The sequence below is a fragment of the Amycolatopsis sp. cg5 genome (assembly GCF_041346955.1).
GTDB lineage: Bacteria > Actinomycetota > Actinomycetes > Mycobacteriales > Pseudonocardiaceae > Amycolatopsis.
In genome coordinates this window covers 2,759,392-2,781,930 of the sequence record NZ_CP166849.1, presented here as the reverse complement: position 1 = coordinate 2,781,930, position 22,539 = coordinate 2,759,392, and the positions used below count along the sequence as shown (strand labels likewise).

Below are 22,539 nucleotides of genomic sequence, written 5' to 3'. Positions count from 1 at the left end.
TCAGGTGCGGGCGGCGGCGGAACTCCGCCGCCGCTGCGCCTGCTCCAGCAACGCGAGGCCGGTCCGTTCCCCTTGCCGGTTACCGGTTTCGCGGAACACCCGCAGCGCGCGGTCGCAGACTCCGCGCGCCTGCACGGGTTCGCCGGTCGCGAGCAGCGCCTGGCCGATGCCGAGCAACGCGTACGCGCTGCACCGCTCGTCGCCGATCTCGTCCAAAATGGACAGCGCGAGGCGCAGGCAGGCCAGTGATTCCGGGAACCGGCCCGCTTCCCGGTGCAGGGTGCCCAGCTCGGTGAGCACCTTCGCCTCGCGATGCGCGTCGCCGATCTCGGCGGCGAGCTCGCGGGCGCGGCCGAGCCACTTCTCGGCTTCGGCGAACTCGCCGAGCAGCAGATGCGTCGAGCCGAGCGAGTTGCGCATCTGCGCCACCCCGGTGCGGTCACCCGCCTCGTCGAGCCCGGCGAGCGCGCGCCGATAGAAGGCCAGGGCCTCCGCCGGACGCTCGCGCACCCGTGACACGGTGCCGAGCCCGGCCACCGCGAGCGCTTCGCCTCTGACATCGCCGAGTTCGGCGAACAACTCGGCCGCGCGGGTCATCGCGCGTTCGGCTTCGGGATACTCGTCGTGATAGAGCCGGACCTGCCCGAGGCCGCGCGCGAGCACCGCCTCACCAGCGCGATTTCCCGCCGCCACAACGGCTTCCAGCGCGACTTGGTGGCTGCGTGCCCAGTCGTCGTAGGCGCCGCGCAGGTCGTAGAACGGGACCGCGGCCGCGGTGAGCTGCCAGGCCAGCTCGTCCAGCCCGGCGTCGGCGGCGAGCTGGACGGCGGCCGCGAGCAGCTTGCGCTCGGCGGTGAACCAGCTGAGCGGATCACCCGCCACGGCCGCGTCGAGCCGTCCGCCGAGGTCGCGCCCGGTCATCGCGCCGAACGCCGACGGCAGCGCGGCGGCCGCGATCTTCACCAGCGACAGCAGCGCGGTGAGCACCCGCGCCAGCGCCTGACCCTGAAATGGTTGCGCCGCAAGCAGTTCCGCCGCGTAGCAGCGCAGCAGGTCGTGCAGCCGGTACCGCGGATGCCCGGCGACGTCGGTGCCGACCAGCGACAACAGGTTCGCGTCGACGAGCACGTCCAGCACATCATGCGCGGCGGGCCGGTCGAGCAGCTCGTCCATCACCCAGCTCGGGAAGTCCTGCGCGCCCAGCAGCGCCAGCCTGCCGAACGCGGTGCGCGCGGCTTCGGACAGCTGTCTCAAGCTCAGCTCGAAACTGGACCGGACGCCGAGATCGCCGACCCGCAGTTCGCTCAGCCTGCTCGATTCGTCGGTCAGCCTGCCCTGCAAGGTACGCAGGCTCCACGCCTGGCGACCGGCCAGCCGCGCACCGGCGATCCGGATCGCCAGCGGCAGATACCCGCAGGCCCGCACGATCGCGGCGGCTTCGGCCGGTTCGGCCGCGACGCGTTCGGTGCCCGCGATCCCGGCGAGCAGCTGCGCGGCCTCGCGCTCGTCGAACACCGACAGCTCAACGTGTTTCGCGCCGGCGAGCTCGGGCAGCCTGCCCCGGATGGTGACGAGCACGGCGCAGCCCGCGTCCGCCGGCAGCAGCGGCCTGACCTGCTGCACGGTCGCGGCGTCGTCGAGCGCGAGCAGCACCCGTCGGCCGCTGAGCCGCGAACGGAACAGCGCGGCCCGCTGCGCCAGCCCGGCCGGGACGGCCTTGCCGGAAATCCCGAGCGCGTGCAGGAAATCGGCGAGCACGTCACCGGGTTCGCGGGGCGTGCCGGTCGCGGAGAGGTCGACGTAGAGCTGCCCGTCGGGGAACCGGGCGGCCAGCCGGTGCGCGACCCGCATCGCCAGCGCGGTCTTGCCGGTGCCGGGCGGCCCGGTCAGCACCACCACCGGCGGCGTGCCGCGGTCCGCGCACAACGCATTTTCCAGCTCGCGCACGTACTCCTCGCGGCCGGTGAAGTCCGGGATGTCGGCGGGCAGCTGCCGCAGCGGCGCGGGCCGGACGGTCTCCCCGCTCAGGATCGCCGCCTGCACGGCACGCAGTTCCGGCCCCGGTTCGACGCCGAGTTCGGTGACCAGCCGCTCCCGCGCGGTGGCGTACGCCTTGAGCGCGTCGGCCTGCCGCCCGGCGCCGTCGAGCGCCAGCATGTACTGCTGCCACAGGCGTTCCCGATACGGATACTCCGCGAGCAGCACGACCAGCTCGGCGATCGTCGCGTCGTTCCGGCCGAGCCTGACCTGCAGCGCGAGCCGCTCCTCGACCGCGGCCAGCCGGTTTTCGGCCAGCCTGCCCAGTTCCGCGTCCCACGCGGGCGTGGCGGGCAGGTCCTCCAGCGGATCACCCAGCCACAACGCCTCCGCCTCACCCAGCAACGCCAACGCCTGCTCGGGGGCGCCTTCCTTGGCCGCCCGCGAGGCGTCTTCGGTCAATCGCGCGAACCGATACGCGTCGATGTCGTCACGGTCGACGGTGAGCGAATAGCCGGTCCCGTCACGTCGGACGGCCTCCGGCAACCTGCGGCGCAACCGCCACACGTAGGTCTGCAAGTTCGCGGTGGCCGAGGTCGGCGGATCGGACGGCCACAGCGTTTCGATCAGCTGTCCCGGCGAGACCAGCCGGTTCGCGTTGAGCAGCAGATGCGCCAGCAGCACCCGCTCCTTCGTCCCGCCCAGCGGGACCCGCGCACCGTCGACCGTCACGGTGAGCGGCCCCAGCAGCCTGAAACGCACCTCTCCGTCCCGCATCCGCCACCCCGTTCCGACGAAGTCCAGCCGGACTTTAACGCGGGGATCGCCTTGGTGGGCAGACTTTGACGAACCTCGTGAGCGTTCCCACGAGGTGAAGCGGGGCGCCGCATCGGCGGGTCGGCCACTGTCGCGGACTCGCCAAGTCAGGTAAGGACGCGGGGATAAAGCCCGCTTTACACCGCGATGTTCAGCGGGCTTTATCCCCGGGAGTAAAGCCCGCTTTATCCCGGTGGGGTCGTGCGCGTCACCTGCGGGCGCGGTGCTCGGCGATCAGGTCGGCGTAGAACTGACCGCTCGCCTTGACCGTGCGGACCTGGGTGTCGAAGTCGACGCGGACCAGGCCGAAGCGCTTGTCCAGCCCGTTCGCCCACTCGAAGTTGTCCAGCAGCGACCAGGCGAAGTACCCCTTCACCGGCGCCCCGGACGACACCGCGCCCGCGACCGCGGTCAGGTGTTCCTCCAGGTAGGCGATGCGGTCGGTGTCGATGACCGCACCGTCCTCGGCGACCTTGTCGTCGAAGGCCGCGCCGCTTTCGGTGATGTAGATGGCCTGTGAGCCGTAGTCGTCGCGCAGGCGGTGGATCAGGTCGGCGAGGCCCTGGCCGTAGATCTCCCAGCCCATCGCGGTGGTGGTCGCGCCCTCCACCGGGACCTGGCGCGCGTACGGCGCCGGGCCGGTCGGGTCGTCCTCGACGATCTGGCGGAAGTAGTAGTTCAGGCCGTGGAAGTCCGTCGGCGCCGCGATGATCTCGAGGTCGTTGCCGACCACCGGGGGTTCAATGCCGTAGACCTCGACCATGTCGGCCGGGTAGCCGCGGCCGTTGGACGGGTCGAGCCACCAGCGGTTGACGTGCCCGTCCATCCGGACGGCCGCCGCGACGTCCTCGTCGCGCGAGGAGGCCGGTTCGATGCCGGACAGGTTGACGACCAGGCCGACGTTCGCGGGCTGCGACGCGTTGGCGCGGATCGCCTCGACGCCGAGTCCGTGTGCGAGCAGCAGGTGATGCGACGCGTCGACGGCCTGGCGCAGATCCTGGACGCCCGGCGCGAAACGTCCTTCCAGGTAACCGATCCACGCCGAGCACAGCGGCTCGTTGACCGTGTTCCAGTCGCGCACGCGGTCGCCGAGGCGGGCCGCGACCACGGCCGCGTACTCGGCGTAGGCGTAGGCGGTGTCACGGGCGGGCCAGCCGCCGAGCGCCTGCAGCTCCGACGGGAGGTCCCAGTGGAACAGCGTGACGAACGGCCGGATCCCGGCTTCGAGCAGCGCGTCGGTGAAGCGGTCGTAGTGGTCGAGGCCGAGCGCGTTGACTTCGCCGCGGCCGCCGGGGATCACCCGCGGCCAGGCGATGGAGAACCGGTAGGCGTCGAGGCCGAGCTGCTTCATGATCGCCAGGTCTTCCGGCCAGCGCCGGTAGTGGTCGCACACGACGTCGCCGTTGTCGCCGTTGTCGATGGCTCCTGGGACCAGGCAGAAGTCGTCCCAGATGGACCGGCCGCGGCCGTCCGCGTCGACGGCGCCTTCGACCTGGTACGCGGCGGTGGCCGCGCCCCACAGGAAATCCGAGGGAAGAGCGGGGTTCAAGACAGACCTCTCTCAGTAAATCGGCATGAGCTGGTGAAACGGCGGCTTTATTTGACGGCGCCCGCGGTGAGCCCGGCGACCAGGAAGCGCTGGAACAACAGGAATCCGGCGACGATCGGGACCGAGACGATCAGGCTCGCGGCCATCACCTGGTTCCAATAGACCTGGACCTGCGTCGAGTACTCCTGCAGGCCGACGGCGAGCGTTCTCGTGTCGGAGTCGGTCATCACGGAGGCGAACAGGACCTCGCCCCACGCGGTCATGAACGAGTAGATCGAAACGGCGACGATGCCGGGCACCGCGGCCGGGATGACGACCCTGATCAGCGCGCCGAGCGGGCCGTTGCCGTCGACCATCGCGGCCTCGTCGAGTTCCTTCGGTATCGAGTCGAAGTAACCGGCGAGCATCCAGATGGCGAAGGGCAGCGAGAACGTCAGGTACGTCAGGATCAGCCCGAGGCGCGAGCCGTACAGCACGATCCCGGTGGTGTTGCCGATGCTGACGAAGATCAGGAACAGCGGCAGCAGGAACAGGATCCCGGGGAACATCTGCGTCGACAGCACGGTCATCGAGAAGAACGACCGGCCGCGGAACTTGTACCGGTTGATCGCGTACGCGGCGAAGATCGCGATCAGCACCGAGAAGATCGTCGACAGTCCCGCGATGACCAGGCTGTTCACGAAGTACTTCGCGAGCGGGATGGTCTTCCAGATGTCGAGGAACGGCTGGATGGTGATGGTCGACGGGATCCATTCCCATTTGCCCTGCACGTCGCCGAGCGGCTTCAGCGACGACGAGACCATCACGTACAACGGCAGCAGCGTGAACACGGCGAGAAAGCCGAGTACGAGCCTTCGGACCCACGGAAGCCAGCGAGGTTCAGACACTTGCTTTCCTCCTTCGCGCGGCGATGCCGAGATAAAGCGCGCTGACCACCAGCAGGAACAACAGCAGCAGCACCGACATGGCCGAGCCGAGGCCGAAGTTCCAGGTCTTGAACGAGCTTTGGTAAATGTGGATGGAGATCAGCGAAGCCTCTTGCGGCGCGGACTTGCCGAACAGCACGTACGGCGTGTTGAAGTCGTTGAAGGTCCACAGGAACAGCACCAGCAGCAGCACCTGGTTGACCGGGCGCAACATCGGCTGGGTGATCGCCCGCACCTGACGCCACCAGCTCGCGCCGTCGATCTCGGCGGCCTCGTACAGCTCGCCGGGGATGTTCTGCAGGCCCGCCATGATGATCAGGAACGCGAACGGCCAGTTGCGCCAGACCGACACGATCACCAGCGACCAGAAGCTGTTGTCGCCGATCAGCCAGAACGAGTGCGTGCCCAGCACGCTGTTCACCAGCCCGGTGTCACGCTGGAACATGAACGACCAGGTGATCACCGCGGCGTACATCGGCAACGCGTACGGCACCAGGAAGAGCGTGCGCAGCAGTCCCCGACCGCGGAAAGACCGCTGCATCAACACCGCCGCCGAGGTGCCGAAGAGCCAGCAGAGCCCGACCACGAGCACCGTGTACAGCACGGTGACCCAGAACGAGTGCAGCAGCGCCTTGCCCGCCGCGCTGTCGAAGTCGAGTACGAACTTGTAGTTGTCGAGCCCCGCGTTGGGGGCGGCCGACCAGTTCCGGATGAAGTACTGGGTCAGCTTGAGGAAACTCATCCCGATCCCGACGAGCATCGGGATCACGTGGATGAGCAGTTCGAGCAGCAACGCGGGCAGCAGGAGCAGGTAGGGCAGGCCGATCTTGCGGCGCTTAGCCCACCGGCTGCCCGGTTCGCGGGCCCCGGCCGCTTTCACGGCCGGGGCGTCCTTCACAGCGATGGCCATCTCAGGTTCAGTTCCCGGCCGCGATCTGCTGGTCGGCCTGGGTGAGCTGGGACTTGATCTTCGCGGCGTCGACCGGCTTGCCTGCCGCGACGTCGGCGAACATGGCCTTCATGGCGGTGCCGACCAGCGTCTCGAACTGCGACTCCTGCGGGACCTGCGGCATCGGCTCGGCGGTGTTGGCCAGCACGTTCTGGAACACCTTCACGTCCGAGGTCTGGAACTTCGGGTCGCTGTAGGCGTCCTGGACGGTCGGGAGCGAGCCGTAGGCGTTGTTCAGGATGGCCTGCTCGGGCGCCGAGAGCATGAACTTCACGAAGTCCAGCGCCGCGTCCTTGTTCTTGGTGTTCTGGAAGACCGAGAGGTTGATGCCCGCGACGAAGCTGGTCACCTTGCGGCCGCCCGCGGGCGGGGTGGCGGGCAGCGGGATCGGCGCGACGCCGATGTTGGACAGGTCCGCGCCGATGTTCTTGAACGAGCCCTCGGAGGCCTGGTTCATGAACATCGCGGCCTTGCCGTCGGCCAGGTCCTTGAGCGACTTGGCGGTGTCGGCGTACTCCGCGTTGGACGGGTTGACGATCTTGTCCTTCTGCATCAGGTCGATGTGCTGCTGGATCGCGGTGACCGCCTGGTCGGACGCGATCGTCGGCTTGCCGTCCTTGCCGAAGAAGTTCGCGCCCTGCTGCGCGCCGAGGATGGCCGCGTGGTGGCTGTTCTCGGTGACCTGACCGGCCTGCAGCGACATGCCCCACTGGCCCTTGGCCGGGTCGGTCAGCTTCTTGCCGTCGGCGATCAGCTCCTCCCAGGTCGCGGGCGGGTTGGCGATGCCGGCGTCGGCGAAGAGCTTCTTGTTGTAATAGAGGCCGTAAGCCTGGCCGTAGAGCGGGACGCCGACGGGCGGCTGGCCCTGCGCGCCGGTCGCGGCGAGCGACGGGCCGAGGAAGCGGGCCTTGCCGCCGACCTTCTCGAGCGCGGCGTCGTCGAACGGCACGAACGCGCCGGTGGCCTGCAGCGACGCCGACCAGGTGTTGCCGATGTTGAGCACGTCGGGGCCCTGGCCCGAGGTGGTCGCGGCCAGTATCCGGTTGAGCAGGTCCGTCCACGGGACGACCTCGACCTTGACCTTGATGCCGGAGGCCTTCTCGAACTTGTCGAGCTCCGGCTGCAGGATGGCCTTGTCGTTGTCGAGGCTGGTGCCCTGGTTGGAGGCCCAGTAGGTGAGCTCCTTGGGGCCGCCGCCGGCCGCCGAGCCGTCACCGCTGCCGCCACCGCAGGCCGCGGAGGTCGCGGCGACCAGGGCCAACGCCAGCGCCGGGGCGATCTTTCCGATTCGCATCTTCAGGTCCCTCAGGTAAGTGGACGGCCGTGGAGCACATGTGATCCAGACCATGCCTTATTTTAAGGCGTGATTTAACGCCCGGTACGCCGAATCGTCAAGAGGACGCGACATGACTTTTTTCAGGCCGCGAAGTAAGGTGCGCCAAACGGCGGAAGGCGGGCTGATGGGCGGGCGGGAACGGGGCACAGTGCACGCCCTGCGACGATTCAATCGCTCACTGTTGCTCCGTTCGCTGTATTTCGGGGACCGGCGCAGCCGCCAGGAACTCAGTGCGGACACCGGGCTCAGCCCGGCCTCGGTCGGCTCGGTGATGCGTGAGCTGATCGACGAGGGCATCGTGATCGAGGTCGGCTCCGTCGAGTCGGACGGCGGCCGTCCCCGCGTGCTGCTGCGGGTCGACCCGGCGCACGGGCACGTGATCGGCATCGACGTCGGCGAGACCAGGGTGCGCGTCGAGCTGTTCGACCTCGCGATGACCGAGCTGGCCAAGGCCGACTACCCGCTCGATCCCCGGCGCCACGACGCCGAGGCGGTGACCGCGCGGATGCTCGACGGCATCGCCGCGGTGCTCGCGGACGGCGGCGTCGGCCACGACTCGATCATCGGGGTCGGCGTCGGCGTGCCGGGCGTGGTGCAGCGCAAACCCGAGGTGCTGGTCGACGCGCAGACCTTCGGCTGGGACATGGTCCCGCTCGAACGGCTGCTCCGCGCGGGCACCGACCTGCCGCTGCTGATCGACAACGGCGCCAACACCATGGGCAGGGCCGAGCTCTGGTTCGGCTCCGGCCGCGGCACGACCGGCGCGGTGGTCGCGCTGATCGGCTCCGGCGTCGGCGCCAGCATCATCACCGGCGACGCCGGCTTCCCCAGCGCGTCGGCCAGCGAGTTCGGGCACCTGGTGGTGGTCGCGGGCGGGCGGACCTGCCGCTGCGGGAACAAGGGCTGCCTGGAGGCCTACGTCGGCGCCGAGGCGATCCTCGACCGGTTCGTGGAGGCGGGCGGGACCGTCGCGGACGACGCCGACCAGGAGTCCGCGCTCGCCGCGCTCAGCCAGGACGACCAAGGCACCGGCGTGCTCGCCGAGACCGTGCGGTACCTGGGCGCAGGCATCGGCAGCCTGATCAACCTGCTCACCCCCGAACGCGTCATCCTCGGCGGCTGGGCCGGGCTGCTGCTCGGCGACCGCAATCTCGACGCCATCCGGGCCGCCGCGCGCCTGCATTCGCTGAGGCACCCCTTCGCCACCACGTCGATCGAACTGTGCCGCCTCGGCCCGGAAGCCGTCGCTTTGGGCGCCGCCACCCTGCCCGTCGAGCAATTCCTCAATGGTTGAACCACGCCAATCATAACGCCATTTTCGAAGCTCCACCCCATTGCCGAGTTCGGTGCAATCGCCAACGAATGTCATGTTCGCCTATTGAGCAGTGGGTAAACATTAGTTAAATTCCCACCTAATCCCACCCCGCCTCACCGAGGAGAACCGTGACGACGGCTGGATTCAACCGACGTAAATTCCTGACTACCAGCGCTGCCATGGCGGGCACCGCGGTGGCGGGCACCGCGCTGCTGTCCGCATTGGGCGACGACGCGCTCGCGAGCGGCGCACGCGCCGCGGCGGGCGGCATCGACTTGGACGGACTCGGCAAAGCGATGTCGGGACGACTACTTCGGCCCGGTGACTCCGGGTACGACTTCGCGTCCACGACTTGGAACCTGGCTTTGCCGTCGCGCAGGCCCGCCGCGATCGCGCAGGTCGCCAATCGCCAGGACGTCATCGAATGCGTGCGCCGGGCCGGTGGCCGCGGCGCGCCGCTCGCCGCCCGCTCCGGTGGACACAACTACGCCGGTTTCTCCACTCCGGACAGTGGCGTGGTGGTCGACGTCTCCGCGCTGAACAAGATCACGATCAACGACGACGGCACCGCCGTGGTCGGCTCGGGCGCGCAGCTGATGCAGGTGTACTCCGCGCTCGCCGCGCGGGGCAGGGCGCTGCCGGGCGGCACCTGCGCCACGGTCGGCATCGCCGGGCTCACCCTCGGCGGCGGCGTCGGCCCGCTCACCCGCCCGTACGGCCTGACCTGCGACAGGGTCACAGCCGCCTCGGTGGTGACCGCCGACGGCGCTGTGCACCAGGCGACCGCGAACACCGACGCGGACCTGTTCTGGGCACTGCGCGGCGGCGGTGGCGGCCACGCGGGCATCGTCACCGAGTTCACCTTCAGCACCGTTCCCGCGCCGAAGCCGGTCGTCTTCAAGCTCGAATTCTCCTCCTCGCGCACCGCGAAGGTGCTCGCCGCCTGGTCTGCCTGGCAGAACTCCGTGCCCAAGGAACTCACCACGACCTGCAACATCGGCGCCGGCAAGGATCCGTCGAACACGATCGAGGGCACCTGGGTCGGCAAGGCCTCGGCGCTGGACGGTCACCTGAACGCCCTGATCTCGGAGGTGGGCAGCAAGCCGACCACCAAGTACGTCCACCAGAAGTCCTATTTGGACACGGTGCTGTATTTCGCGCCCTGCAAGGATGTCGGCAGCTGCAAGGCGGAAAGCGATGGCGGAACGGTCACTCGCGAAGCGTTCCACGCCGCGTCCCGAGTGCTGCCGCGCGTGCTCAAGTCGGCCGACGCCCAGCGCGTCGTCGAGATCATGACCAAGCACGCCGACATGTGCCTGCTCTTCGACGCGGTCGGCGGCGAGGTCGACGCCATCGGCGCCCGCGACACCGCGTACGCACACCGCGGCGCCAAGGCCTCGGTCCAGATCTACAGCTGGAGCGAGACCGACAAGGGCGAACTGCTCACTCAGGCACAGCAGTCGCTGACCCGGGTGCTCGGGACCGGTTCCTATGTCAACTACGTCAATCCGATGCAGACCGACTGGGCCACCTCGTACTGGGGCGCGAACCACGACAAGATGCGCCGGATCGTCTCGGCGTACGACCCCACCAAGGTCTTCGACTTCCCCCACTCCGTCCTGCGCGGCTGACCCACCCTTTTGGAGACACGAACAATGCGCACGTTTTCCCGTCGCGCGGCGATGACCGCCGCCGCAGGCACGACCGCCGCGCTCGCCATCGGCGGCCAGGCCGTCGCAGCCGCCTCGGCTTCGGCGGAGACCCTGCTGCCCACCGGACGGCAGTACCGCATTTCCTCGGGCAAGCAAAGCCTGACGGTGGCCGAAGTCGGCGCCGAACTGCGGTCGTGGACCGTGGACGGCCGCGCGATCCTGGCGGGCCACCCCGACAGCTCCATGGGCGACAGCCACATGGGCAAGATCCTGCTCCCCTGGTCCGACCGGATCGCGGGCAGCAAGTACAAATTCGACGGCGTCGAGCACGAAACCCCGATCACCGAGCACTGGAGCGGCTGCGCGATCCACGGGCTCATGTACTTCGCGCCGTGGTCGCTCGTCAAGCAGGAGTCGGGCCGCCTGGTGCTCGGCTCGGTGCTGTACCCGCAGTACGGCTACCCGTTCATGCTCAAGTTCCAGACCGAGTACGTGCTCGCCAAGACCGGCCTGCGCGTCACGCTCACCGCGACCAACGTCGGCGACAAGGCGGCCCCGTTCGGCAGCGGCTACCACCCGTACTTCAAGACGGATCCCTTGGTGGACAACGCCAAGCTGACCATCGCCGCGTCGACGTATCTGATCAACGACGACAAGGGCGTCCCGGTCGGCCGGGCACCGGTCGCGGGCACCGCGAACGACTTCCACACCGCGAAGGTCATCGGCGCCGCACCGCTCGACCTCGCCTACACCGACCTCGCCCGCACGTCGGCGGAAAGCACGCTGGCCGAACTCGAAACCCCGGACGGCCACAAGGTCCAGCTCTGGGCCGACGAGAAGAACAAGTACCTGCTCGTCTATTCCGACGACTACGCCGTCGACCGCCCCATCCGCAAGGCGATCGCCATCGAGCCGGTCACCGGGCCCGGCAACTCGTTCAACAGCGGCGAAGGCCTGATCGTCCTCAAGCCGGGCCAGACCTTCCGCAGCACCTGGGGCGTACGCACCAACGCGCTCTAGACAAAGGTGGGATTGACGTGAACGCCTCTTTCGCAACTGTGAAGGTTGCGAAAGAGGCGTTCACGTCGGTCAGGCAGCGGAGTAGCCGCCGCCGGTCTGGGGTGCGCCCTTCGGCTTGACGACCACCTGAGGCTGCGGCTTGGGCTTCGGTTTGGCCGTCGGCTTGGGTTTCGTGGGGGTGGGCGTCGGATCCGGCGTGCCCGCCACCATGAACGTCTTCGATGTCTTCTGGCCGTCCTTGCACGTCAGCGTCGCCACGTACCTTCCCGGCTGCTTGACCGCGGTGCCGTACCCGATGAGCCGCGGGAAATGGCCGGGCGTGTTGCCCCACTTGATCGGTGCGACCAACCCGGGTGAGGTCACCGGGCTCGGGCTGCAGCCGTTGATGGCCGACATGCCGACTTCCACCTTGCCCCCGGCCTGCACCGTTTCCGGCGAGAAGTACCAATCCACGCCGTCGGCCTGCGCAGGCAATGCGCCGAGCCCCATCATCAGCGCGGCGGCCCCCACCGCGGCCAACCCGCGTCCAACCACTTTGGACATGAAAATCCCCTTTCAGCGTTCCCTCGCTGCCCCTCACACGCGCAAGCCGCCGATCAGGTTGCCTCCGGCCTTCGCCCGCTCCGGGTCGTGAGTGGTACGGCCGGTTCTAACCGGTCTAAACACTCACGACCCCACGCCATACCGGCCGGCGTAGTCGTTCCAATGCCGGAGCTTGTCGGGGTTGAGCACCAGCCAGATCGCGGTGACCCGCCCGTCGTCGACGGAGAACGTGGCGACCGCGCTGACCCGGTCGACGCGTCGCACGACCAGGCCGGCGTGGCCGTTCACGGACTGCACCGAGATCGCCGCGCCGGCCAGCACGTCCAGCACCGCGCGGGTGGTCGCGGCCACGCCCCGCACCGGATGCGTGAGCACGCCGCCGTCGATGGCGGCGGTGACGTCCGGAGCCAGCAACGTCGCGAGCCGCACCGCCGACCCCGACTCGCAGGCCAGCCGGAGCCGGTCGGCGACGAGCTCGCCGATCATCGCGGGTCACCGCCGGACACGAAGGCGTCGCGCGGGTGCTCGACCGACGCGAGCGAGACCACGTCGCGCCCGAACAGCGCGGCGGTCAGCCAGATCGCGAGCACGCGGACCTTGCGTTCCCAGCTCGGGACGGCCAGCACGTGGTAGCCGCGGTGCATCAGCCACGCGGGCAGGCCCTTGATCACGAGCTTGCGGTACTGGAAGATCCCGCGGCCGAGTCCCAACGTCGCGACCGTGCCGAGGCCGTGGTGCACGTACGGCTTCGCCTGCTTGCCGCGCAGCGTGGCCGCGATGTTGCGCGCGAGGAGCTTGCCCTGGCGCACCGCGTGCTGGGCGTTGGGCACGGTCCGCGCGCCCGGCACACGCGAGGTGAGGTCGGGGACGGCGGCGTCGTCACCGGCGGCCCACGCGTCGGGCACGAACGCGGCGTCGGTGCCGATCCGCAGGTCGGCGCGCACGGTGAGCAGCCCGTGCTCGTCGATGGGCAGGTCGGTGTGCTTGTGCACCACCGGGTTCGCGCCGTTTCCGGCGGTCCAGACGATCAGGCCCGAGTCGAACTCCTCGCCGGTCGAAAGCACGACGTGACCGTCCACAGCGGACTTCACCTGGGTGTTCAGGTGCACGGTCGCGCCGCGCCGCTCCAGCGAGCGCACCACCCAGCGGCCCGGCCGGTCGGTGACCTCCGGCAGGATCCGGTCGCGCGCCTCGACCAGGTGGAACGCCGGTTCCAGGTCCGGGTAGTGCTTGCGCAGCGCGGCCGCCAGCGAAAGCAGCTCGCCGAACCCCTCGACACCCGAGAACCCGCCGCCGACGAACGTCACGGTCAGCAGCCGCTGCCGCGCCGGCCCCGGCGGCATGGCCGACGCCCGGTCGAACGCCGTCAGCAGCCGGTCCCGGATGGCGACCGCCTCCTCGACGTGCTTCAGCCCGATCGCCTGCTCGGCGATGCCCGGCACCGGGAACTTCCTGGTCACCGCGCCCGCCGTGACGACGATGAGGTCGTAGTCGAGCTCGAACTCGGGCCCGTCGGCGGGCCGCACGGTCACCCGCCGCGCGGCATGGTCGATCGTGGTCACCGCCCCGGAGACCACCCGCGTGCGGCGCAGATGCCGTCGCAGCGAAACGGCGGCGTGCCGCGCTTCGACCGATCCGGCCGCCACCTCCGGCAGGAAGGGCTGATAGGTCATGTACGGCCGCGGATCGACCACGACCAGCTCGGCTTCGTGGCGACGCAGGCGTTTCTCCAGCTTCCACGCGGTGTAGAACCCGGCGTATCCGCCACCCACCACCAGGATCTTGGTCACGGCATCTCCCGTTCTTCGAGGCTCACCAAGTCAGACAAGACAGCCCGGACTTTTGTGACACCTCAGGCGAACGCGACCAGCTTGCCGGGGTTGAGCATCCACAGGACCTGGTCGATCCCGGCTTCGGACGTGCTGACGGTCACCAACGCGGACGTCTCGCCGTCCCGCTTGAGCAGCAGGCCGGTCTGCCCGTTCGCCTCGACCCACGAGATGTCGGCGCCCGTCCAGAAGTCGCTTCCCCAGGCGTGGATGACCTTGGCGAGCTTGACCGCGCCGTGGATCGGCATCCGCGCGGCCCGCGCGACCCCGTTGCTGTCGGCGTAACTCACCACGTCCTCGGCGAACAGCCGTTCCAGCGCGGAGATGTCCCCGACCTGCGCGGCGGCGAGGAACGCTTCCAGCAGCCGCCGCTGCTCGGGTCCGCTCGACGGCGTCCGCCGCTCGGCCTGCAGATGCTTGCGTGCCCGGCTCACCAGCTGCCGCGACGCCACTTCGCTGGTCTGCACGATCTCGGCGATCTGGCTGTACGGATAGTCGAACGCCTCACGCAAGACGTACGCGGCCCGCTCGGTCGGCGAGAGCTTCTCCAGCAGGAGCAGCACGGCGAACTCGAGCCCGGCGGCCCGCTCGGCCCCGAGCTGGGGATCCGCGGAGGTGTCGACAGGCTCCGGCAGCCACGGCCCGATGTAGGTCTCGTGCCGCTTGCGCGCGCTGCCGCTCACGTTGATGGCGAGCCGCGTGATGGCCGTCGCGAGGTAGGCGGCCGGATTCTCGACCTTCGACCGGTCGCACAGCTGCCAGCGGACCCAGACCTCCTGGACGAGGTCCTCGGCGTCGAGCGCGCTGCCGAGCATCCGGTAGGCGATGCCGAACAGCCGTCCGCGCACCTCGGCGAAAACGGCGGCCGCCTCTTCGAGGTCCTCAGCAGGAGACCCCATCACTCCACCAACTTCCCCTCGGTCGAAACCTCCCGCATGAGCCCCGCGATCTCCGATGGAACCACCGGGATCTCCTCCCGCTCAACCCGGCCGGGCCCGGCCCAGACCAGGTTCACCCGAAGGGCGGGGTCCTGCTCCGGGTAGTCCGACCGGTTGTGACAGCCCCGGGTCTCCTTGCGCTCGAGCGCCGCTTCGAGCGTCGCGCGGGCGGCCAGCGCCGAGGCGTTCAGATCGAAGGCGTGCGCCAGATCCTGGAACCCGGCGCGGTCGGGGTGGACGCCCACCTTCGCCATCCGCACCTCGAGTTCGTCCAATTCGGACAGTCCGGCCAGCAGCGACGTCTCGTCGCGGACCACGCCGGCGTGCTGGGTCATCGTGTCCCGCAACGTCCGCTGCAGTGCCCGCACGTTTTCCGGCCCGTCGGCGGCGAGCAGCGAGTCGACCTCGCCGCGAGCCTGCGCCAGCGCCTCCCACGAGCGCCGCTGAGCGGGCAGCTCGGCGGAGTACCTGGCCGCGGCCGCACCCGTGATCCGGCCGTAAACCAGCAGCTCGATCAGCGAGTTGCCACCCAGCCGGTTCGCGCCGTGCAGCCCGCTCGATGCCTCGCCGATCGCGTAGAGCCCGTCGACGCCGGTGCCGTGGTCCTCGGCACGCACCCAGACTCCGCCCATCGAGTAGTGCGCGGTCGGCGCGATCTCGATCGGAGATCGGGTGATGTCGAGCATCTGCAGCTCCAGCAACGTCTGGTACACCCGGGGCAGCCGCCGCATGATCGTGTCGCGCGCCAGGTGCGAAACGTCGAGCCAGACGCCGCCGCGCTCGGTGCCGCGCCTCTCCTTGATCTCGGTGTACGCGGCCAGCGCGACACGATCGCGCGTGGAAAGTTCCATCCGCGCGGGGTCATAACGCTCCATGAACCGCTCGCCCAACGCGTTGCGCAGGATGCCGCCTTCGCCGCGCGCCGCCTCCGAGACCAGCGTGCCCGCCGCGTTCTCGGGGTCGATCAGGCCGGACGGGTGGAACTGCACGAGTTCGGGGTCGCGGATCCGGCCGCCCGCGAGCACCGCGAGGCGGAAAGAGTCGCCGGTGTTCTCGTCGCGGCGAGACGAGGTACGACGCCAGATCCGGGTGTGCCCGCCGGCGGCGAGGATGACCGCGTCGGCGTGGATGAGGTACCGGGAGCCGGTGTCGACGTCGAAGCCGTACGCGCCGAACACGGCGTTCCCGTCGACCAGGATCCTTGTCACATAACAGGTGTCGAGCACGCGGACGCCCAGCTGCGCGGCGCGGTTGACCAGCGTGCGCTGGATTTCGAGCCCGGTGTAGTCGCCGGCGAACGCGGTGCGCCGGTAAGTGTGCGCGCCGAAGAAGCGCTGCGAGATCCGGCCGTCGGCCTCGCGGGCGAACGGCATGCCCCAGCGTTCGAGGTCGTGGATGCCGCGGGCGGCGTTCTCCGTGACGATCCGCACCACCTCGGGGCGAGCGAGGAGGTAGCTCTCCTTGATCGTGTCGGCCGCGTGCTGCTGCCAGCTGTCCTCGGGATCCATCGTGGCCAGCGCGGCGTTGATGCCGCCCGCGGCCAGCGTGGTATGCGCGTCGGCCTTGGCGCGCTTGCCGAGCACCAGCACGTCGACACCGCGCTCGGCCAGCTCGATCGCCGCGCGCAGGCCCGCGCCGCCGGAGCCGATCACGAGCACCGACGTCGCGAGCTGGTGTTCTTCCGGGTGAGTCATCGATTTTCTCCGTTCGCTCACCAGCTTGGACACCACAGCCGCCCGATTCGTGACAGCGGCCTGTCACAGATCGGCGGCCCGTCCTGTCTGGGTGGTCAGGAACCAACGGAAAGGAAGATGATGACCCACCACCTCGAAAACCCTGGCGCGACAACACCTCCTCCCATCATCGAGGTGATCGGCACCGTCGAAGGGGCGCCGCAGATCCCCGACGGCGCCGAGGCGATGACGATCCTCATCACACTCCCGCCCGGCTCAGAGGGCGCGCCGCCGCACCGGCACTCCGGCCCGGCGTACGGCTACGTGCTCAAAGGCGAGATGATCTTCGAACTCGAAGGCGAGCCACAGCGGGTGCTCAAGGCGGGCGACACCTTCTGGGAGCCCGGCGGCGACGTCATCCACTACCAGGACGGCAACAACCTGGCCGACGCCGAGTCCGCCTTCGTGGTGACCATGTTCTGCGCTCCCGGCCAGCCGATGCTGACGCCGGTGAGCGCCGACGAGCTGGAACAGCGGCGAAACCGCCGGGCACCCCGGCCGTGACCCGCTGAACGGGACCGCCCCCGGCGGTCCCGTTCGGTTCACCCGGCGTTAACCAGGCTGCCTTCCAGCCGCCATCAGCACTGCCGGTACGGTCCGCGTGATCCACCGTCCACGGGAGTAGCGGCAAGGAAGGAACCTCATGCGGTTGCGGCTGCAGCCCCGGAACACGAAGTTCTTCGACCTGTTCACGCAGGCCAGCACCAACATCAGCGCCTGTGTCGGTGTGCTCGGCGAGTACGTGACCGCGCCGGCGGAGCGGCACGCGGAGCTGGCCCAGCGCATGCACGACGTCGAACACGACGCGGACCAGACCACGCATACCATCTTCGAGGAACTCAACCGGTCGTTCATCACGCCGTTCGACCGCGAGGACATCTATCGCCTCGCGGGCAGGCTGGACGACGTGGTCGACTACATCGACGCCGCCGTCGACCTGGCCACCCTCTACCAGCTCGGCGAGCTGCCCGAAGGCGTGCACGCCCAGGTCCGGCTGCTCGCCCAGTGCGCCGAGCTGACCGTCGAAGCGATGCCCAAACTGGCCAAACCGGGCAGCCTCCACGAGTACTGGGTGCAGGTCAACGAGCTCGAGAACCAGGCCGACCAGGTCTACCGGCGGCTGCTGTCGTGGCTGTTCAGCGGCGAGCTGGACACGCTGACCGTGTTGAAGCTCAAGGAAGTTGTCGACCAGCTGGAGTCCGCCGCCGACGCCTTCGAGCACGTCGCCGATGTGATCCACACGATCGCGGTCAAGGAATCCTGATCCATGTGGTCCTTCGGCCTGGTGCTTCTCGTCGTCCTCGCGTTGACGTTCGACTTCACCAACGGCTTCCACGACGCCGCCAACGCGATCGCCTCGGCCGTCTCGACCAAAGCCCTCTCGCTGCGCGGCGCGTTGCTGCTCGCGGGTGTGATGAACCTGCTGGGCGCGCTGGCGGGCACCGGCGTCGCGGTCACGGTCGCCAAGGGCGTGATCGCCACCCCGTCCGCCGACGGGCTGACGGTGATCATCGCGGCGGTCATCGGCGCGATCACCTGGAACCTCATCACCTGGTACTTCGGCCTGCCGTCGTCCTCGTCGCACGCGCTGATCGGCGGTCTGGTCGGCGCGGCGCTGGCGTCGGCGACGACCGTGCAGTGGCAAGGCGTGCTGACCAAGGTGCTGGTGCCGATGGTGATCTCGCCGGCTGTCGGGCTGCTGCTCGGCTATCTGCTGATGACGGCCATGCTGTGGCTGCTCAAATCGGCCGACGCGCACAAGGCCAACCGCGGCATGCGGCGCGCGCAGATCTTCTCGTCGGCGAGCCTCGCGTTCGGCCACGGGCTGCAGGACGCGCAGAAGAGCATGGGCATCATCGTGCTCGGCCTGGTGATCACCGGCCACCAGACCGATTTCTCGGTCCCGTTCTGGGTGATCATCTCCTGCGCGCTCGCACTCGCGCTCGGCACGTCGGCGGGTGGCCTGCGGATCATGCGCACGCTCGGCAGGCGCATCTTCCCCCTCACCCCGCCCCACGGTTTCGCCGCCGAGGTGTCCGGCGCCTCGGTCCTGTACTTCACCGCGTTCGTCTTCGCCGCCCCGATCTCCACCACGCACGTGATCACCTCGGCGATCATGGGCGTCGGCGCGACCAGGCGCCGTTCGGCCGTCCGCTGGGCGGTCGCGGGCAACATCATCACCGCCTGGGTGCTCACCCTCCCGGCGGCGGCGACGGTGGCCGCGCTGGTGTACTCGCTCACCCGGCTTTTCTAAGGCCGGGCGACCATCACGGGGCACGCCGCGTGGTGGATGAGCGCGTGGCACGTCGACCCGAGCACCAGCCCGGCGAACCCGCCCCGCCCCCGGCTCCCGACGACCATCAGCCGCGCCGATTCGCTGTACTCCAGCAGCAATTGGCGCGGCTTGGCCGTTTTCACCACCCACTCGACGTCCGGATAGCGGTCCTTGTCGGCCTCGAAGTCGCTCCCGGCATGCACGGCGACCACTCGTGCCCCGGCATCGGCCGCCTCCTCGACCGCGGCATCGAGCGCGGCCGTCGTACCGTCACCCCCATCGACGCCGACGACGATCGGCCCCTCGGCGACCGGCGTCCCCCGCACGACGACGACCGGGCAGTGCGCGGACCCGGTCACGTCCAGCACCGGCGAACCCGCCAGCAACCCGAGCAGCATCCCGCTGTCCGGCGCCCCGAGCACCAGCCGCGCGGCCCGGCGCGTGGCCTCGACCAGCACCGAAAGCGGCGCCCCCTCCCCGCGTTCGAGCTCGGGCTCCAGCCCCGGAACCACCTCGGCGACGGCATCGACGGCGTCGGCCAGAATCGTCTCGGCCATCGCCCGCTTGACCACGAACCACTCCGGCGGCGGCGACATCCGGCTCCCCGGTTCGACGTCCGCCAGGCCGATCGCGTGCAGCAACCGCAACCCGCTCCCCCGCCGCGCGGCCGCCAAAGCCGCCCACCCGACAGCCCGCCGCGCGGCGGCCGAACCATCCACCGCCACGACCACCGGCGCTTTCGACGCGTCCATCCTGTCCTTCCCCATCCGGCTTGGACGACGCATCTTGGCCAACGACACCGAAGAACGCAAAGCGGCAGGTACTAGCCGCGCAGTTTGCCTTCGACCTTCTTGCGAGGCACACCTTCGACCTCGGTACAGAGGCCGAAAACCCGCTCGGCCCCGGTCCACCCGTTGATCCCGCCCCGGTTGTTCCCGATCGGCAACCCATTTGCCAGCCGGGGGTCGTGAGTGTTTTCGCCGGTTAGAACCGGCCGTACCACTCACGACCCCCGGCCGGCCAAAGAGCCGGTGGGTCTCAGGTGAGCTGTCCGACCCAGAGCTCACCCAGCCACCGCGCATAGCGCTCATCAGTCCACCCGCGCACTTGGACGAGACCGTGCCACAACGACCCATCCGTCGTCGTCCACAGCACATCCCGGCACTCCACTTCGGACACTCGAAGCCGGCCCGTCGTCTCGGCCGCTCGCGCGTGCGCGGCCATGCTTTCCAAGCGCTGCCGGTCGATCTCGGCCAGCATCGCCGCCGCGGCCTCATCCGTCGCGGCCGCGGTTTCGACGGCTCGGCGCAGGGCCGTGGTCCGGCGCATCAGCCGCGTATTGACCGCGGCGAGCTTGCGGAGACGGGTCGGGAGGTCCGGTTCGTCGAACACATCGCGGAGTTCGGGGCGGTCGAGGAGCTGGATGTCGGTGTCGTCGCCGCCGACGGTCACGTCCCAGGCGCGGTGCAGCAGGGTCGGCTTGTTCTTGAAGGCCGCGTACACAGTCTCGACCGCGACGCCCGCCGAGGCGGCGATGTCGGCGAGTGTGGTGCGGCCGTAGCCGCGTTCGGCGAACAATACGCAGGCCGCGGCGACGATGCGGCGCCGGTTTTCGAGCGCTTGCTCGTGGCGCCGGGTCGAGTCGTAGCGCCTCTTGACTCCTTCGGTCACCTGGCTCATGCTAGCCGAATTCAACACAGTCCGACTGCATCGGAGTTGGCCATGACGAGTGAGCGTGACGCGTTTCTGGCCGAGATCCTGCCGAAGCAGGTCGCCGCCGAGCAGGCGATCCACAACGGCGACGTCGAGCCGCGGCTCGAACTGTGGTCGGAGAACGACCCGGTGAGCCTGTTCGGGGCCGCGGTCGCGGTGCGCACCGGCCGGGAAGACCTCGACCGGACCTTCCGCTGGGTGGCCTCACGCTTCTCCGACTCGACCGACTACCGGTTCGAGCTGCTGGCCGCCGAGGCGAGCGGTGACCTCGCGTACACGATCGGCTTCGAGCACAACACCGTGTCGGTCAACGGCGTCCCGACGACCTACACGCTGCGCGCCACCCACGTGTACCGGCGGGAGAGTCGTGAGTGGTATGACCGGTTCTAACCGGCCATACCACTCACGAGCCGTTTACTGCTGGTAGGGAGCCCCCGCCGCCTTGGCAGCGGTGATGAAGGCGCCCTTGTTCTTCGGCCAGAAGGTGCTGTCGACGCAGGTGTACTTCGGCAGGAAGCCGCCGCAGGTGCCACTCGAGCTGCCGACCTCGAACGTCACGCTGAACACGCCGAGCGCGCCGTAGGTGAAGTCGTCCGTCGTGCCGGAGGTGTCGTAGCCGACGGTCTCCGCGTTGGTGCCGACCAGGTAGCCGTTCGACGCGGACATCTTCGCGCCGAGCTTGCGGTACTGGGCGTCGTTCGGGGCCTTGGCCTGGGTGAAGCCCCACGGGATGATGATGTCGTTGCCGTAGCTGTGCAACGTGATCATCGTGCCCTTGGCGGTCACCGGCGCCGGGTCGTTGTTGCCGGACCCGCGCTGTGCCGGGTAGATCGCGCGGAACAGGTTCTCGAGCGCCTTGGTCTCGGGCTCGGAGGCCGCGCCGGTGCCCTGGTAGGTCTCGGCGCACGGGGAGTTCGAGTCGCCGCCCCACTTGAAGGAGGAGTTGCGGTTCAGGTCGATGCCGATGCTGGTGCCACTGCAGCCTCGGCTGTTGTTGGCGTTCTTGCGCTGCAGCTTCGGCGAGTTGCCGCCGGAGGCGACGATGTCGACGCCGTCGGGGTTCGCGACCGGGACGACCCACACCTCCGTTGTGTCCAAAATGGACTTCGCGGTGGCGTCGGTGGCGTAACCGTCGGCGAGGTAGTCGATCCAGCGCCAGGCGAGCTCGCCGGTGGACAGCTCACGCGCGTGGATCTGCGCCATCAGCACGAACTTCGGCTTCGGCGAGGTCTTGGACAGCGTGCAGTCGCCCGACTGCTTCTTGGTCAGGCAGATGGCCTGGATGTCGTGCCCGCCCTGGCCTTTCGTCTTCTTCCACGACTGGCCGATGGTGTACTTGGTGGCCAGGTCCGGGTGCGCCGAAGCGACCTGCGAGAGGTGCACCTCCTGCGCGGTCACCGTCCGGTAGCCGCCGTAGAACGTGTCCGCGGCGAGCGAGTTCGGCGACGCGGCGGGCAGCTCCTTGTAGACCGTGTCGAAGAACTTCGGCTGGTAGCCGAGTTTGCGCAGCTTCGCGGCGACGGTCTTGTCGCCGACGACGTAAGCGGTGCCATCCCCGGATTCACCCATGTCGAACCCGGCGTTGGCCAGCGCCTTCGCCTGCGCGCTGGTGGCGGACACCTCCCAGAAGACCGGTGCGCCCGCGGCGTCGGGTTGCGCCGTCGCGGTGCCGGTGAGCAGACCGGTCAGCACCACGCCGGTGGCGGCGAGTGCGATCCGGTGCAAGGACCTTGACTTCATCGGGACTCCTCATGGCTGCACGGGAGAGACGATCAGCACGGCCGCAAGCTCACGGTCACCGTACTGGCACGCTCAGTGTGTCGCTACCGGCCAAACCAGCCACACCCTCGAAAGTCGGGAACCCTGATCAACACCGGTCGTGAGTGTTCCCGACGGTTAGAGCCGTCGGGAACACTCACGACACAATGGATTTATCTACTGCCGCCGCCGGTCGCATCATCACCCCGG

At 69.1% G+C, this 22,539-nt stretch carries 20 protein-coding genes; 7 read left to right on the top strand and 13 right to left on the bottom strand.

Annotated features, from left to right (window positions below; translation table 11 throughout):
* From AB5J62_RS12775 to AB5J62_RS12755, 5 genes are all read right to left on the bottom strand, one after another.
* Window positions 1–2,754: a BTAD domain-containing putative transcriptional regulator gene (locus tag AB5J62_RS12775; protein WP_370948423.1), complete on the bottom strand. Its 2,754-nt coding sequence runs from the start codon at window positions 2,752–2,754 to the stop codon at window positions 1–3.
* Window positions 2,755–3,001: 247 nt separating this feature from the next.
* Window positions 3,002–4,342, bottom strand: a complete 1,341-nt coding sequence (locus AB5J62_RS12770) for a GH1 family beta-glucosidase (protein ID WP_370948422.1) — start codon at window positions 4,340–4,342, stop codon at window positions 3,002–3,004.
* A gap of 47 nt (window positions 4,343–4,389) precedes the next feature.
* Window positions 4,390–5,229, bottom strand: a complete 840-nt coding sequence (locus AB5J62_RS12765) for a carbohydrate ABC transporter permease (RefSeq protein WP_370948421.1) — start codon at window positions 5,227–5,229, stop codon at window positions 4,390–4,392.
* On the bottom strand, window positions 5,222–6,178 hold the full coding sequence (locus tag AB5J62_RS12760; protein WP_370948420.1) for a carbohydrate ABC transporter permease: 957 nt from the start codon (window positions 6,176–6,178) through the stop codon (window positions 5,222–5,224). The genes AB5J62_RS12765 and AB5J62_RS12760 overlap by 8 nt, the downstream gene beginning before the upstream one ends.
* 7 nt (window positions 6,179–6,185) lie before the next feature.
* Window positions 6,186–7,511, bottom strand: a complete 1,326-nt coding sequence (locus AB5J62_RS12755; protein WP_370948419.1) for a sugar ABC transporter substrate-binding protein — start codon at window positions 7,509–7,511, stop codon at window positions 6,186–6,188.
* A gap of 223 nt (window positions 7,512–7,734) precedes the next feature.
* Here AB5J62_RS12755 and AB5J62_RS12750 point away from each other — a divergent pair, with 223 nt between their 5' ends.
* The 3 genes from AB5J62_RS12750 (at window position 7,735) to AB5J62_RS12740 (ending at window position 11,540) form a co-directional block, all read left to right on the top strand.
* Window positions 7,735–8,847 carry an ROK family protein gene (locus AB5J62_RS12750; RefSeq protein ID WP_370948418.1) on the top strand — a complete coding sequence of 371 codons (1,113 nt, stop codon included), beginning with the start codon at window positions 7,735–7,737 and terminating at the stop codon, window positions 8,845–8,847.
* 200 nt (window positions 8,848–9,047) lie between these two features.
* Window positions 9,048–10,499, top strand: coding sequence for an FAD-binding oxidoreductase (locus tag AB5J62_RS12745; protein WP_370948417.1), 1,452 nt, complete (start codon window positions 9,048–9,050; stop codon window positions 10,497–10,499).
* A gap of 24 nt (window positions 10,500–10,523) precedes the next feature.
* Window positions 10,524–11,540, top strand: coding sequence for an aldose 1-epimerase family protein (locus tag AB5J62_RS12740; protein ID WP_370948416.1), 1,017 nt, complete (start codon window positions 10,524–10,526; stop codon window positions 11,538–11,540).
* Between the two features lie 69 nt (window positions 11,541–11,609).
* Here AB5J62_RS12740 and AB5J62_RS12735 read toward each other — a convergent pair whose 3' ends face one another.
* From AB5J62_RS12735 to AB5J62_RS12715, 5 genes are all read right to left on the bottom strand, one after another.
* The gene (locus AB5J62_RS12735; RefSeq protein WP_370948415.1) at window positions 11,610–12,083 is read right to left on the bottom strand and encodes a hypothetical protein; all 474 of its coding nucleotides are present in this window, start codon (window positions 12,081–12,083) and stop codon (window positions 11,610–11,612) included.
* A 123-nt stretch (window positions 12,084–12,206) separates the two neighbouring features.
* Window positions 12,207–12,569 carry a hypothetical protein gene (locus tag AB5J62_RS12730; protein WP_370948414.1) on the bottom strand — a complete coding sequence of 121 codons (363 nt, stop codon included), beginning with the start codon at window positions 12,567–12,569 and terminating at the stop codon, window positions 12,207–12,209.
* Window positions 12,566–13,873 carry an NAD(P)/FAD-dependent oxidoreductase gene (locus tag AB5J62_RS12725; RefSeq protein ID WP_370948413.1) on the bottom strand — a complete coding sequence of 436 codons (1,308 nt, stop codon included), beginning with the start codon at window positions 13,871–13,873 and terminating at the stop codon, window positions 12,566–12,568. Before AB5J62_RS12725 ends, AB5J62_RS12730 begins: the two co-directional genes overlap by 4 nt.
* 62 nt (window positions 13,874–13,935) lie before the next feature.
* Window positions 13,936–14,811 carry an RNA polymerase sigma-70 factor gene (locus tag AB5J62_RS12720; protein WP_370948412.1) on the bottom strand — a complete coding sequence of 292 codons (876 nt, stop codon included), beginning with the start codon at window positions 14,809–14,811 and terminating at the stop codon, window positions 13,936–13,938.
* A complete protein-coding gene (locus AB5J62_RS12715) occupies window positions 14,811–16,544 on the bottom strand; it encodes an L-aspartate oxidase (protein ID WP_370948411.1) in 1,734 nt (577 codons plus the stop codon). The genes AB5J62_RS12720 and AB5J62_RS12715 overlap by 1 nt, the downstream gene beginning before the upstream one ends.
* A 117-nt stretch (window positions 16,545–16,661) precedes the next feature.
* On the opposite strand from AB5J62_RS12715, the gene AB5J62_RS12710 reads away from it, so the two are divergent.
* The 3 genes from AB5J62_RS12710 to AB5J62_RS12700 all read left to right on the top strand — a co-directional run bounded on the left by AB5J62_RS12710 (window position 16,662) and on the right by AB5J62_RS12700 (window position 18,837).
* Entirely contained in the window at window positions 16,662–17,087 is a 426-nt protein-coding gene (locus tag AB5J62_RS12710; protein ID WP_370948410.1) for a cupin domain-containing protein, read from the top strand.
* 139 nt (window positions 17,088–17,226) lie between these two features.
* The gene (locus AB5J62_RS12705; protein ID WP_370948409.1) at window positions 17,227–17,847 is read left to right on the top strand and encodes a DUF47 domain-containing protein; all 621 of its coding nucleotides are present in this window, start codon (window positions 17,227–17,229) and stop codon (window positions 17,845–17,847) included.
* A gap of 3 nt (window positions 17,848–17,850) precedes the next feature.
* On the top strand, window positions 17,851–18,837 hold the full coding sequence (locus tag AB5J62_RS12700) for an anion permease (RefSeq protein WP_370948408.1): 987 nt from the start codon (window positions 17,851–17,853) through the stop codon (window positions 18,835–18,837).
* Here AB5J62_RS12700 and AB5J62_RS12695 read toward each other — a convergent pair.
* The gene (locus AB5J62_RS12695; protein ID WP_370948407.1) at window positions 18,834–19,610 is read right to left on the bottom strand and encodes a universal stress protein; all 777 of its coding nucleotides are present in this window, start codon (window positions 19,608–19,610) and stop codon (window positions 18,834–18,836) included. The genes AB5J62_RS12700 and AB5J62_RS12695 overlap by 4 nt on opposite strands.
* Before the next feature lie 286 nt (window positions 19,611–19,896).
* On the bottom strand, window positions 19,897–20,529 hold the full coding sequence (locus tag AB5J62_RS12690; protein ID WP_370948406.1) for a TetR family transcriptional regulator: 633 nt from the start codon (window positions 20,527–20,529) through the stop codon (window positions 19,897–19,899).
* A 51-nt stretch (window positions 20,530–20,580) separates the two neighbouring features.
* Here AB5J62_RS12690 and AB5J62_RS12685 point away from each other — a divergent pair, with 51 nt between their 5' ends.
* Complete coding sequence (locus AB5J62_RS12685) at window positions 20,581–20,961, top strand: nuclear transport factor 2 family protein (RefSeq protein ID WP_370948405.1); 381 nt, start codon at window positions 20,581–20,583, stop codon at window positions 20,959–20,961.
* A 24-nt stretch (window positions 20,962–20,985) separates the two neighbouring features.
* Here AB5J62_RS12685 and AB5J62_RS12680 read toward each other — a convergent pair whose 3' ends face one another.
* Window positions 20,986–22,311: a M14 family zinc carboxypeptidase gene (locus tag AB5J62_RS12680; protein ID WP_370948404.1), complete on the bottom strand. Its 1,326-nt coding sequence runs from the start codon at window positions 22,309–22,311 to the stop codon at window positions 20,986–20,988.
* Window positions 22,312–22,539 lie beyond the last annotated feature (228 nt).